Source organism: Bradyrhizobium sp. 195 (assembly GCF_023101665.1).
Taxonomy (GTDB): Bacteria; Pseudomonadota; Alphaproteobacteria; order Rhizobiales; family Xanthobacteraceae; genus Bradyrhizobium.
The window spans coordinates 3,781,684-3,794,414 of sequence record NZ_CP082161.1; the positions used below are offsets into that span (position 1 = coordinate 3,781,684).

The 12,731-nt window shown below is 64.0% G+C and carries 11 protein-coding genes; 7 read left to right on the plus strand and 4 right to left on the minus strand.

What is annotated here, in order from left to right; genetic code table 11:
- Positions 1-18 precede the first annotated feature (18 nt).
- The 3 genes from IVB26_RS17255 to IVB26_RS17265 all read right to left on the minus strand — a co-directional run bounded on the left by IVB26_RS17255 (position 19) and on the right by IVB26_RS17265 (position 4,025).
- Complete coding sequence (locus IVB26_RS17255) at positions 19-1,614, minus strand: sensor histidine kinase (protein WP_247972743.1); 1,596 nt, start codon at positions 1,612-1,614, stop codon at positions 19-21.
- A gap of 137 nt (positions 1,615-1,751) precedes the next feature.
- Positions 1,752-3,032, minus strand: a complete 1,281-nt coding sequence (nhaD, locus tag IVB26_RS17260) for a sodium:proton antiporter NhaD (protein WP_247972744.1) — start codon at positions 3,030-3,032, stop codon at positions 1,752-1,754.
- A 120-nt stretch (positions 3,033-3,152) separates the two neighbouring features.
- The gene (locus IVB26_RS17265) at positions 3,153-4,025 is read right to left on the minus strand and encodes an NAD(P)-dependent oxidoreductase (protein WP_247972745.1); all 873 of its coding nucleotides are present in this window, start codon (positions 4,023-4,025) and stop codon (positions 3,153-3,155) included.
- Positions 4,026-4,222: 197 nt separating this feature from the next.
- On the opposite strand from IVB26_RS17265, the gene IVB26_RS17270 reads away from it, so the two are divergent.
- The 7 genes from IVB26_RS17270 (at position 4,223) to IVB26_RS17300 (ending at position 11,316) form a co-directional block, all read left to right on the plus strand.
- Complete coding sequence (locus tag IVB26_RS17270) at positions 4,223-4,660, plus strand: VOC family protein (RefSeq protein WP_247972746.1); 438 nt, start codon at positions 4,223-4,225, stop codon at positions 4,658-4,660.
- Positions 4,661-4,789: 129 nt separating this feature from the next.
- Entirely contained in the window at positions 4,790-5,932 is a 1,143-nt protein-coding gene (locus IVB26_RS17275) for an Mrp/NBP35 family ATP-binding protein (RefSeq protein WP_247972747.1), read from the plus strand.
- A 215-nt stretch (positions 5,933-6,147) separates the two neighbouring features.
- The gene (locus IVB26_RS17280; RefSeq protein WP_247312550.1) at positions 6,148-7,236 is read left to right on the plus strand and encodes a TRAP transporter substrate-binding protein; all 1,089 of its coding nucleotides are present in this window, start codon (positions 6,148-6,150) and stop codon (positions 7,234-7,236) included.
- A 167-nt stretch (positions 7,237-7,403) separates the two neighbouring features.
- Positions 7,404-8,492, plus strand: coding sequence for a TRAP transporter substrate-binding protein (locus IVB26_RS17285; protein WP_247972748.1), 1,089 nt, complete (start codon positions 7,404-7,406; stop codon positions 8,490-8,492).
- Between the two features lie 322 nt (positions 8,493-8,814).
- The gene (locus IVB26_RS17290) at positions 8,815-8,976 is read left to right on the plus strand and encodes a hypothetical protein (protein ID WP_247972749.1); all 162 of its coding nucleotides are present in this window, start codon (positions 8,815-8,817) and stop codon (positions 8,974-8,976) included.
- A 248-nt stretch (positions 8,977-9,224) separates the two neighbouring features.
- Positions 9,225-9,899 carry a response regulator gene (locus tag IVB26_RS17295; protein WP_038946264.1) on the plus strand — a complete coding sequence of 225 codons (675 nt, stop codon included), beginning with the start codon at positions 9,225-9,227 and terminating at the stop codon, positions 9,897-9,899.
- Position 9,900: 1 nt separating this feature from the next.
- Positions 9,901-11,316 carry a sensor histidine kinase gene (locus tag IVB26_RS17300; protein ID WP_247972750.1) on the plus strand — a complete coding sequence of 472 codons (1,416 nt, stop codon included), beginning with the start codon at positions 9,901-9,903 and terminating at the stop codon, positions 11,314-11,316.
- A 123-nt stretch (positions 11,317-11,439) separates the two neighbouring features.
- On the opposite strand, the gene IVB26_RS17305 is transcribed toward IVB26_RS17300, so the two are convergent.
- Positions 11,440-12,729, minus strand: coding sequence for a M20/M25/M40 family metallo-hydrolase (locus tag IVB26_RS17305; RefSeq protein WP_247972751.1), 1,290 nt, complete (start codon positions 12,727-12,729; stop codon positions 11,440-11,442).
- Positions 12,730-12,731: the final 2 nt, after the last annotated feature.

The following is a 12,731-nucleotide window of genomic DNA, read 5'->3' on the forward strand; positions in this document are numbered from 1 at the left end:
ATGTCTGCAAGCATCTGGTTACGAGCCCGTGCCTGCGCTCATGATCGGCTTGTGGCGCGGCCGGCGCTTCTCGTCGGGCAGTACGGAACTCTCCGGCTGGAGCGGCGGAGAATCATCCGACAGCGGTGCAAGCGCGCTCATGACGCGCTCCGGCGGGAAGGTGACGATCACCTCGGTGCCGATGCGCAGCTTGGATTTCAGCGTGAACGTGCCGCCATGCAGGTCGATCAGATTCTTGGCGATCGGCAGACCGAGACCGGCGCCCTGTTCGGCCGACTTGATCGAGTTGGAGCCCTGGCCGAACGAGGCGAGCACGACCGGGATCTCGTCCTCGGGAATGCCGGAGCCGGAATCCTTTACAGAGAGATATTGTCCGCCCGAAGCGGTCCAGCCGGCCTTGAGCCAGATCTCGCCGCCCTGCGGGGTGAACTTGATCGAGTTGGATAGCAGATTGAGCACGACCTGGCGGATCGCGCGCTCGTCGGCCCAGAGCCGCGGCATGGCCTGCTCGAACACTTCGTGGATGGTGATGCCGCGGCTCGAGGCACGCAGCTTCATCAGATGATGGCAGTCGGCGACGATGCCGACCAGCGACACCGCTTCCTCGTTCAGCTCGTAGCGGCCGGCCTCGATCCGCGACAGATCGAGGATCTCGTTGATGAGGTTGAGCAGGTGCACGCCGGAATTATGGATATCGGCGGAATATTCCTTGTAGACCGGCACCGCATGTGCGCCAAAGATCTCGCTCTTCATCACCTCGGAGAAACCGAGGATGGCATTCAGCGGCGTGCGCAGCTCGTGGCTCATCTGCGCGAGGAAGCGCGACTTGGCGACGTTGGCGGATTCGGCGCGATGGCGCGCTTCGTCCGAGATCGCCTTGGCCTGTTCGAGCTCGCCGATCAGCGCGTCCTTCTCGGCGCGTGCTTCCAGCGTGGCGAAGGTGGAGGAATGCAGGCGATGCGCCAGCAGCACGAAGTAGCCTTCGGCGGCGAGCGCCAGCGCCGCCAGGACGTAATTGTCCAGCGAGCCGGTCATCGCAAAGCTCAGCGCCATTGCGACCGCGACCGGCGCGGTGGCAGCAAGGGCTGCGATCGGCAGATTGGCGGCGAGCATGCTCGATACTGCGATCACCAGCAGCATCAGGAACATCATCAGCGTTTCCGTGACCATGTCGAGCACGGGATGGATCAGGATCGCCATCCAGCACAGGCCATAGAGCAGGTCGAGCACGACGAAGCGCGTCCGCCATGCCCGTGTTGCGGCAGGAGAGCTGGGCTCGAGCAGGAACCGCCGGCAACTGCGGATCATGGCGCTGTGGATGCAGAGCATGCCCGCGGTCCAGGCTGCGGCCGGGATCGGCTGCATCCACAGCCCGAACAGCACGCCGGTTGCGACCACCAGCAGCATCACGACGTAGGAAGCCGATAGCCGCGTCTGGGCGTATTGGCGCAGCATCTCGGCGTCGAAGGCCGGCCGGGTTCCGCTGGTCGATGTTAACTTGTCGCGGGCCTCGCGCACCCGCTGCGCCGCAGCCCTTCGGCTGCTCGCCGATGGAGCGCTCACCGGCTCGGCCGGAAGCTCCACAACCTCGGGCTTTTCAGCGGGGTTACTCATCAAGCAACACGATTCCTGCCCACGCCGGACGCGGGCCTTCTGCATTCTCTATCTCTGGCAAGAAATCCTTAAGAGGTGACTTAAGGAGCTAAAGAATTACGTTAACCCGGCGTTAATTTGGATCTCGGCCGTGCCGATCAATGCAGCGCCGCATACTGTACGATGTATACCACCGCTCCCGCCAGATATCCCACGAGCGCGGGACCTGCGATGCGGCGGGCGTACCAGAAGAACTCGATCTTCTCGAGTCCCATGGCGGCAACGCCCGCGGCCGAGCCGATGATCAGGATCGAGCCGCCAGTGCCGGCGCAATAGGCGATGAACTCCCAGATGAAGCTGTCCGGCGGATATTGCGTCAGATTGTACATGCCCATCGTTGCCGCGACGAGCGGCACGTTGTCGATGATGGCGCTCAAGAGGCCGAGCAGGATGACGATGATGTCGAGACGACCGACCGTGGCATCGAGCCATTTGGCCAACACCTCGAGGACGCGGGCGTGCTCCAGGCACGCGACGGCCATGAGGATGCCGACGAAGAACACGATGGAACTCATGTCGATGCGGGTCAGCGCATGGGCGAGGGTGAGGGGGCGACGCGCATCCTCGTCCTTGTGGCGGTGAACGATCTCGCCGACCAGCCAGAGGATCCCCAGCCCGAACAGGATGCCCATGAAGGGGGCAAGGTGCGTCACGGCCTTGAAAACCGGGACCGCGACCAGTGTACCGAGCCCGAGATAGAACATCAGGTTGCGCTCGAACAGATCGACTCTGAGAGCCTGCGCTTCCCGCTGCAGGGGCGGACCGATGTCCTTCCCCCTAACGGAGTAGCCGATGATGAGCAGCGGTATCAGCAAATTGAGCAGTGACGGCAGGAACACCGCCTTCATGATGCTGACAGGCGTGATCTGGCCCCCGATCCAGAGCATCGTCGTCGTGACGTCGCCGATCACGGTCCAGGCGCCGCCGGCATTGGCGGCAATCACGATGATGGACGCAAACAGCAGGCGGTCGTTTTTGTTGCCGATCAGCTTCTGGATCAGCGAGATCATCACGATGGTGGTTGTCAGATTGTCGAGGATCGAGCTCAGGAAGAACGTCACGAAGCCGATGATCCACATCAGAGTGGTCTGCTTCGTGGTGCGGATGATCGAGGTGATGACTTCGAAGCCGTTGTGGGCGTCGATCACCTCGACGATCGTCATGGCGCCGATCAGGAAGAAGACGATTTGCGCGGTCGATGCGACGGATTCGTCGAGCTGGTGGTTGACGAGCGAGGCGTCGCCGACGGACATCGCATAGATGGTCCAGAGCAGGCCCGCCCCCAGGAGAGCCGAAGCGCTCTTGTTGACGCCGAGCGGGTGTTCGAGCGCGATGGCTGCATACGCAACGATGAAAACGGCGGCTATCGCGCTCAGCAAATCGGTCCCCCCCGGAATTCGTTCTTCGGCTCAATTTGCGCTTGTCAGGCCTTGAGGCGGCGTCGCGCAGCGTCAAGGTGGTGACGGTCGCGGCTGCCCGGCAGCGACCGTCACGCGCTCTCAGCGTTGCAGGCGCGCGAGCAGGCTCGACGTATCCCAGCGCTTGCCGCCCATCTTCTCGACCTCGGCGTAGAACTGGTCCACGAGTGCGGTCACCGGAAGGGTCGCGCCGTTGCGGCGGGCTTCAGCCAGCGAGATCGAGAGGTCCTTGCGCATCCATTCGACCGCGAAGCCGAAATCGTATTTGTCGTCGTTCATAGTCTTGTAGCGATTTTCCATCTGCCAGGACTGCGCCGCGCCCTTGGAGATGGTCTCGATCACTGCGGCGACGTCGAGGCCACTCTTCTTGGCGAAGTGGATACCCTCGGAGAGACCCTGCACCAGACCGGCGATGCAGATCTGGTTGACCATCTTCGTGAGTTGGCCGCTTCCTGCGGGCCCGAGCAGTTTGCACATCCGCGCATAGGCGCCTGTGATGATCGGCTCGGCGCCGGAATAGGCATCCTGCGTGCCGCCGCACATCACCGTCAGCACGCCGTTCTCGGCGCCGGCCTGGCCGCCGGAGACCGGCGCATCGACGAATTTGAAGCCGGCCTTGGTGGCGGCTGCGTCCAGCTCCCGTGCGACCTCGGCGGAGGCGGTGGTGTGATCGACGAAGGTCGCACCTTTCTTCATGCCGGCGAAGGCGCCGTCGGGGCCGATCGTGACCGCGCGCAGATCGTTGTCGTTGCCGACGCAGCACATCACGAAATCCTGGTCTTCGGCGGCGGCCTTCGGGGTCACCGCGGTCTTGCCGCCGAACTTGTCCGCCCATTCCTTCGCCTTGGCCGCGGTGCGGTTGTAGACGGTGACCTCATGGCCCCCTTTTTTGACGAGGTGTCCGGCCATGGGGAAGCCCATGACGCCGAGACCGAGGAAAGCGACTTTAGCCATGTGTGGTACCTTGTCCGTAGCTTGAGTTTTACGGTTGTATCCGGGCGAGGGCGCCGGGCGGCATCCTCGGAGTTCCGCTGCGAGGGCGGGCCGGAGGCGCACCATAAACCGTTGAGCCGGGAGGGCAACGGCTTCGTTTGACGGCCCCCTGTGCTAGGATGGCGGGACCTAAGAACTTCGAAAAAGGGAGCGAGAGCATGGGCGGCGTGAGCGTTGGCGTCCTCGATCATTTCAACATCCGGACCCGTAATCTGGCCGAGACCGTCCGCTTCTACGAGGATGTGCTGGGCCTGGAAAAAGGCGCCCGGCCGAACTTCGCCTTTCCCGGCGCTTGGATGTACAGCGAGGGTAAACCGGTGGTGCATCTCGTCGATATTTCTGCGACGGCTGAGCCACAAAAGCCTGACTCCGGCGTTGTCCACCACGTCGCCTTCGTCAGCCGCGGCTTTGACGGCATGAAGCAGCGGCTGACATCCAAGGGGATGAAGTTCGACTCCCGCCAGGTGCCCGGCGGCGACCTCTGGCAGATCTTCGTTCACGACCCCAACGGGGTCATGATCGAGCTGAACTACGAGGCTGCCAGGGAGCAGGGGGCCGCGCCTGCCGAGATGGCTGACGATATCGGCAGGCAGTAGCCTTTTGGGCGTTTCCGCTCTAATGGGGCATCCTAGAGTCTCGAGCATGACCTTGCCGGAAAGCCGCTCCACGCTTTGCGCTGGCGCAGCCCTCCGGGTCCGGATCAGGCTCCGTTCAGGAGATGCGCTTTGAGCGTGACGCAGCAACAGGTTCTCGACATCCTGACCAGGATCAAGTCGCCGCGCGGGGTCGCGCTCACCAATGCCAATGTGCTGAGCGCCATCAGCGCGTCCGACGGCAAGGTGTTCTTCTCGATCAATGTCGACGCCGCCGAGGCCAGGGCCTGGGAATCCATCCGGGCCGAGGCCGAGGCCGCCGTGCGCACCATTCCCGGCGTCACCACCGTCATGGTGGCGCTGACCGCCGAGCGCAAGCCGGGCTCCGCACCTCCACCGCCTCCGCAACCCAGCCGCGGCGCGCCGGGTGTGCAGCCGGTCCATGCCCACAAGCCGCCACCGCAGGGCGGCGCCCAATCGCCCATGGCGCGGCAGTCGGAGATCCCCGGCGTTGCCGCGGTGATCGCAGTCGCCTCCGGCAAGGGCGGCGTCGGCAAGTCGACCACCGCGCTGAACCTGGCGCTGGGTCTGCGGGACCTCGGCCTGAAGGTCGGGTTGCTCGATGCCGACATCTACGGCCCCTCGGTGCCGCGGTTGACCGGCCTGCACGACAAGCCGGAGCTGAACGACGAGCGCAAAATGATTCCGCTCCGGCGCTTCGGCCTTGCCATCATGTCGATCGGCTTTTTGGTGGAGGAGGAGACCGCGATGATCTGGCGCGGTCCGATGGTGATGTCGGCGGTGACGCAGATGCTGCGCGATGTCGAATGGGGCAAGCTCGACGTTCTCGTCGTCGACATGCCGCCGGGCACCGGCGATGCCCAGCTCACTCTGGCGCAGAACGTGCCGCTGAAGGGTGCCGTGATCGTCTCGACCCCACAGGACCTGTCCCTGATCGATGCGCGGCGGGGACTTGCCATGTTCAAGAAGGTCAACGTGCCGGTGCTCGGCATCGTCGAGAACATGAGCTACTTCCAGTGCCCGCATTGCGGCACCAAGTCGGACATTTTCGGCCATGGCGGGGCGCGGCACGAGGCCGAGAAGCTCGAGGTACCGTTCCTCGGCGAGATCCCGCTGCACATGGCGATTCGCGCCAGCTCGGATGCCGGCAATCCCGTCGTCGATAGCGAGCCGGACGGTCCCCATGCGGCGATCTACCGCGCCATTGCAGGGCAGGTCCGGGACCAGATCAAGGGTGTCATCGCGGCGGCCTGAATCGGCCGCCCGCGGCGCGCCTCCTCATTTCTTTGGGGAGATGCGACTTTCGTAGAGCCCCGTCATGCCATTGTCGCGTTCCGCAAGCGGGGCTTCCGTGTTAAAGGCCACGGCAGTCAAGCCCCTTCGGCGACGCGGCCCTAACGCGTCGCCGGAATGAGCGGCGGCAAGAAGAGAAGTCAAGGGGAAACGCCCCAGCAAGGAGAGACCTGAAGATGAAGCGTCGTGATTTTCTGAAAGTGTCGGCAGCAGGCGCGGCGGCGACCGCAGTGGCCTCGCCGGCGATCGCGCAGTCCTCGCCCGAGATCAAGTGGCGCCTGACTTCGAGCTTCCCGAAGTCGCTCGATACCATCTATGGCGGTGCCGAGCAGGTGGCGAAATACGTCGCCGAGATGACCGACAACAAATTCCAGATCCAGGTGTTCGCCGCCGGTGAGCTCGTTCCCGGTCTGCAGGCGCTCGATGCGACCTCCAGCGGCACGGTCGAGATGTGCCATACGGTGTCCTATTATTACGTCGGCAAGGACCCGACCTTCGCGATCTTCGCCTCGGTGCCGTTCGGCCTCAATGCGCGCCAGCAGAATTCGTGGCTCTATCAGGGCGGCGGCAACGAGCTCGCCAACGAGTTCTTCAAGAAGTCGAACGTGGTCGGCTTCCCGTGCGGCAACACCGGCACTCAGATGGGTGGCTGGTTTCGCAAGGAGATCAAGACCGTTGCCGACCTCTCCGGCCTCAAGATGCGCATCGGCGGCATTGCCGGCCAGGTGCTCCAGAAGGTCGGCGTGGTGCCGCAGCAGCTCGCCGGCGGCGACATCTATCCGGCGCTTGAAAAGGGCACCATCGATGCGGCCGAGTGGGTCGGCCCCTACGATGACGAGAAGCTCGGCTTCGCCAAGGTCGCCAAGTACTACTATTATCCGGGCTTCTGGGAAGGCGGTCCCACCGTCCATGCCTTCGCCAACCTGGAAAAGTTCAATGCGCTGCCGAAGAACTACCAGGCGATCCTCACCAACGCGACAGCCAATGCCAACACCTGGATGGCCGCGCGCTACGACATGCAGAACCCGGCGGCGCTGAAGCGTCTGGTTGCCGGCGGCACCCAGCTTCGTCCCTTCACCAACGAAGTGCTGGAAGCCTGCCTCAAGGCGACCAACGAGCTTTGGGCCGACATCTCGGGCAAGAACGCCGACTTCAAGAAGTCGATCGACGCCATGCAGGCCTACCGCTCCGACGAATATCTGTGGTGGCAGGTTGCCGAATATACCTACGACAGCTTCATGATCCGCTCGCGCACGCGCGGCTGATCACCTAGGTCTAAAGTCGCAACACCGGAAAGCCCGGCCTCCCATGGAGGCCGGGCTTTTTGTTTGCCGCAGTGCGATCGGGATGGCATTCGGTCTCGCCTTGCGTCATGCTGGCGCCAAGCCTCGGCAAGAAGGCTCACAATCACGATCCATCAGGGCAGGAAATCATGAAGAGAAGAGACTTCATCAAGGTCACAGGACTTGGCGCGGCCGGCGCCGCCACGCTCGCGGCTCCCGCGATCGCGCAATCGATGCCGGAAATCAAATGGCGGATGCCGACGAGCTGGCCCAAGTCGCTCGACACGCTGTTTGGCGGCGCCGAGATGATGTGCAAGATGGTCGCTGAGGCGACCGACAACAAATTCCAGATCCAGATCTTCGCGGCCGGCGAAATCGTGCCGGGCCTGCAGGTGCTCGACGCCGTGCAGAACGGCACCTGCGAAATCGGCCACACCGCCTCATACTACTATTTCGGCAAGGATCCGACCTTCACCTTCGGCTCGGCCGTGCCGTTCGGTCCCAACATGCGCATCAACCAGGCCTGGTACATGCAGGGCGGCGGGCGCGATGTCCTCAATGAGTTCTACAAGAGCTACAACGTCGTCTCGCTGCTCGCGGGCAACACCGGTTGTCAGATGGGCGGCTGGTTCAGGAAAGAGGTCAACACGCCCGACGATCTCAAGGGCATGAAATTCCGTGTCGGCGGCTTTGCCGGCCGCGTGCTCCAGAGGCTCGGTGTGGTGCCGCAGCAGCTCGCCGGCGGCGACATCTATCCCGCGCTGGAGAAGGGCACCATCGACGCCGCCGAATGGGTCGGCCCTTATGACGACGAGAAGCTCGGCTTCTACAAGATCGCGCCGCACTATTACTATCCCGGCTGGTGGGAAGGCGGACCGATGCTGCTTGCTTTCGTCAACCTCGACAAATGGAACGCGCTGCCGAAATATTACCAGAGCGTGCTGGAGCAGGCCGGCCACTACGCCAACAACTACATGATGGCGCGCTACGACACCGCCAATCCGCTGGCGTTGAAGAAGCTGCTCGCGGGCGGCACCAAGCTGCACCCGTTCTCGCCGTCGATCATGGATGCCTGCCACAAGGCCGCCAAGGAGCTGCACGCCGAGGTCGGCGCGACCAACCCCAACTTCAAGAAGGTGCACGACTCCCTCGCCAAGTTCACGAGCGACGGCTACGCCTGGTTCCAGGTCGCCGAGGTCGGCTACGACATCTTCATGGCGCGGCGCTCGCAGAGCTGATCACGTCGTCTCTCGCAGGCAACGCCCCGGCGCGAAAGCACCGGGGCGTTGTCGTGTTCTCTTGGCGGACGCAGGTCTCCAAAAGCCTGCCGATCCCTTATGGGCCGAGATATTTGAACCGGATTTCGGTCGAGGACGTCAAACTCCGGAAGCCCCAGGTGGCGCCTTGTCTCCCGGTCTGACCGATCTCTTTCACGTACCGACGCTGATCTGTGGGTGGATCCTTGCGCTTGGAGTCACCTGCGGGCCGTTGCTCCTTGAATTCCTCAACTATAGGCCGGTGACGCGGTGCGCTGTCTTGCGGGCCGTATCGAGCTTTGTCGTGACCGGGGGCTACCTGACAATTGGCACCGCCGCGATCAGCGCTCAAGAGAGCGGTCTGATCTCATCTTCCACCAGCATTCTCGTGATGGCGTGCTTGCTCGCCGGCGCAGCGGCCAGCTCGTTCCTGATCGCGCGGTGGTATCCCGATGAACAGGCCTAAAGGCGGCAATCCGCTGGACTCAAGCGCATTTGCGTCAATGATGGCGGCGAAACGGAGGGGCACTTGGCTGAGACGCATTGTGCCGATAGCGGGAGTTCGGCCGATGCGCAATGCTTACAGGAGGCTGACGGCGCGCGAAAGGCGGGCAAGACCTGCCTTTTTGCTGGCCGAAACCGGACGAATGGTGGAAGAGAGCGGAGTGCGGCGCGGGCCGTAGGGTGACACCGGAGTTGTTCGGCAGATATGCGATGCGCCTTCTGATCGTCGAGGACAATGCCGAGTTGTCGCGGCTCGTCGCGGGCGGGCTGGCGGCGGCCGGCTACCAGAGCGACATCGTGGGCAGCGCGGCCGAGGCGCGCGAGGCGGTGAGCAGTGTCAGCTATGCTGCGATGATCCTCGACCTCGGGCTGCCCGACGGCGACGGTCTGTCGGTGTTGCGCGAGCTGCGCCTCAAGATGGAACCGCTCCCCGTGCTGGTGCTGACTGCGCGCGGCGGCCTGCAGGACCGGGTCAGCGGCCTGCGCAGCGGCGCCGACGACTATCTCGCAAAGCCGTTCGCGATGGAGGAGCTGGTGGCGCGGCTGGAGGCGATCCTGCGCCGGCCCGGCCAGCTGCTCGGCCGCTCGCTCAGTCTCGCCAACCTCGTCTACGACACCGAGAGCCGCCAGATTTTCGTCGACGACCAGCCGCGGATCATCTCTGCGCGCGAGACTTCGGTGCTCGAGATCCTGCTGCGCCGGCAGGGGCGGGTGGTGCCGAAGAAGAACGTCGAGGACCACATCTTCGGGCTGGACGGCGAGGTCGCTTCCAACGCCGTCGAGGTCTATGTCTCGCGGTTGCGCAAGCAGCTCGCTGAACACGGCGCCAAGGTCGTGATCCATACCATCCGCGGCGTCGGCTATCTCATGGACGTGGAGAAATAGCGTGGCCCGGGTCGGATCTAACGTCGGATCCTATGCCGGGTCCTATGGCAGGTCGCCGACGTTCAAATCGCTGATCTGGCGCATCGTGTTCCTGCACATCCTGGCGGTGGCGGTGGTCGCGATCTTCCTGCCGCTGGTACTGTTCTGGCTGCTCAATTCCGAGATCGACCAGCTGCATCGCGATGCCATGCGGGCCCAGGCCGAAGTGCTGGCGCAGCGCATCGTTGCGCAGCCGGATGGCCTCATGACGTTCACTCTGCCCGACAGCCTCAAGGGGCTCTACTCGGACGCTTACGGCCGCTATCAGTACGACATTCGCGATGCCGAGGGCCGCTTGCTGTTCTCCTCGCACCCGCGCTCCGCCGCGGCTGCAGCGCGCTCGTCGGAAAGCATTTCCGGCGCCGCGGTCACCCGGGACATCGACGGCAAGACGGTGCGCGTCCAGGTCGCCGAGGACCTCGCGCATCGCGACGTCATCATCGACGACATCGTTTCGAACTTCTTCCGGCGGGTGGGTTGGATCACCATCCCGATCCTGCTGGTCCTGCTAGCCACCGACATCATCATCTTCCGCCGTGCGATCGCGCCGCTGTGGAAGGCCTCCGAGGAGGCCAGCAATATCGGTCCGTCCCGCACCGATATCCGCTTGCCGACGGAACAGATCCCCCGCGAGATCTTGCCGCTCGTCACCGCCGTCAACCAGGCGCTCGACCGCCTCGAGGACGGCTTTCGGTTGCAACGGCAGTTCACGGCGGATGCCGCGCATCAATTGCGTACGCCGCTCACGATCCTGCGCACGCGGATCGAGACGCTTGACGATCGCGCGGCACGGCAGGCGCTGCATGCCGACATCGAAGCCATGAGCCGGCTCGTCGCCCAGCTCCTGGAGATCGCCGAGCTCGACACCCTGGTGCTAGATCCCGGCGAGACCGCGGATTTGCGCGCCGTCTGTGCCGATGTGGTCGCCTCGATCGCACCGTTCGCGATCAGCCAGCACAAGGACATTGCGCTGAGGGGGACCGACGCGCCGGTCAAGATCCACGGCAATTCGGAGATGCTCCAGCGTGCGATCTTCAATCTGGCCGAGAATGCCATCAAATTTACCGCGAAGGACACCACCGTCGACGTCGAGGTGGACGAGGACGGCTCAGTGCGCGTGCGCGATTGCGGCCCGGGGATCGCTGAGGCCGAGCGCGAGCTGATCTTCCAGCGTTTCTGGCGTGCCGACCGCCGGCGCAGCGACGGCGCGGGGCTGGGGCTCTCGATCGTGCGCGCGGTGGCGGATGATCATGCGGCCACGGTCGCGGTGGCGAACCTCCCCGGCGGCGGCGCCGAGTTCACGCTGCGGTTTCGGCTGGCGGACAGGACGGTCTCCTTTCCCTCTCCCCTTGTGGGAGAGGGTGGCTCGCCGCGGTAGCGGCGAGACGGGTGAGGGGTCTCGCTCCGCGGGTCCAATGTCAGTTGAGTGGGCGGAGAGAGACCCCTCATCCGGCGCTTCGCGCCACCTTCTCCCACAAGGGGAGAAGGGAAGGTGCCGCCGCTATTTCAGCTTGCCGTTCGACAGGTCCATGATCATGCGCGTTGCCAGATACAGCCGCGGCACGATGCTGTCGAGCTGCACATATTCGGCATCGTTGGAATGCGCGCCGAAGCCCGACAGGCCCATGCCCTCCACCACGGCTCCTTTGGCCTTCAGCGCGGCGAACGCTGCGTCAGTACCGCCCCCGGTCGCCTTCTCGTCGACCTTGAGGGACATTCCGATCTCCCCATAGATCGTCTTGCCGTAGGCCGCTACGCGGCGCGAGATCTCGTTGGCTTCGAGCGGCGGGCGACGCACCTCGAACTTCAGGTCGACCTTGGAGTCGGGCAACAGGCGATTCTTGATTTTGTCCTGCAGCACCTTCTCCAGCTCGTCGAAGTCTGACACCTTGAGCGCACGCGCATCGGCCTGGGCGGTGGCGTCCGCAGGGATCACGTTGCGGTTGGTGCCTGATTTGGAGACCGTCCAGTTCAACTTCAGGCCTTGCTCCGGTTTTGACAGGTCCTTCATCTGCAGCACTTGGTGCGAGAGCTCGTACAGCGCATTCACGCCGCCCTCCGGCCGCGCACCCGCATGCGAGGACTTGCCCCGCACGGTGAGATAGGCCGAGCCGATGCCACTGGTGGCGAGGCGCAGCGTGCCGTCGGTCCCGCCGCCTTCGAACGAGAATACCGCGTCCTGATCCGAGGCGAGGCGGGTGATCGTGCTGCGCCAGCCCGGCGAGGAGATCTCCTCGTCGCCGTTGGTGAACACCGTGAGCGTGCCGAAATCCCTGAAGCTCAGTTTCTGCAGCAACGCCACGGTATGGAGAACGAGCGCGACGCCTTGCTTGTCGTCGGCAATACCGAGGCCGTAGGCCTTGTCGCCGTCGATGCGGAAAGGCTGGTCCTTCAGCATGCCCTTCAGGTACACCGTGTCCATGTGGGCGATCAGCATGATCTTCTTGCTGCCCGTGCCCTTGAATACGGCGTGCACGGCCGGTCCGATCTTCTCGGGGGTGTCGTCGAGGCGATAGATGTCGGTGGGTTGCAGGATCTCGACCGTGCCGCCGAGCTGCTTGAGCTGGCCGGCAACGCGCTCGGCAATCTGGTTCAGGCCTTCGATGTCCTTGCTACCGGATTCGATGTCGACGAGATCGCGCAGCGTGTCGAGCAGCGGCTGCTGCTCCTTTTGCGCCAGCGTATGGACATCGGCGATCGGTTCGGCGTGCACCATCGTTGCGGCGCATGTCAGCCAGAGTGAGGCGACCAGCGCGCCGACGAGCGATGGAGCAGGGTGCAATCGGGGCATGA

Coding starts and splice junctions, on each gene's coding strand:
- IVB26_RS17255 (WP_247972743.1), bottom strand. CDS start 1,614: ATGAGTAACCCCGCTGAAAAGCCCGAGGTTGTGGAGCTTCCGGCCGAG.
- IVB26_RS17265 (WP_247972745.1), bottom strand. CDS start 4,025: ATGGCTAAAGTCGCTTTCCTCGGTCTCGGCGTCATGGGCTTCCCCATG.
- IVB26_RS17270 (WP_247972746.1), top strand. CDS start 4,223: ATGGGCGGCGTGAGCGTTGGCGTCCTCGATCATTTCAACATCCGGACC.
- IVB26_RS17280 (WP_247312550.1), top strand. CDS start 6,148: ATGAAGCGTCGTGATTTTCTGAAAGTGTCGGCAGCAGGCGCGGCGGCG.
- IVB26_RS17285 (WP_247972748.1), top strand. CDS start 7,404: ATGAAGAGAAGAGACTTCATCAAGGTCACAGGACTTGGCGCGGCCGGC.
- IVB26_RS17295 (WP_038946264.1), top strand. CDS start 9,225: ATGCGCCTTCTGATCGTCGAGGACAATGCCGAGTTGTCGCGGCTCGTC.
- IVB26_RS17305 (WP_247972751.1), bottom strand. CDS start 12,729: ATGCCCCGATTGCACCCTGCTCCATCGCTCGTCGGCGCGCTGGTCGCC.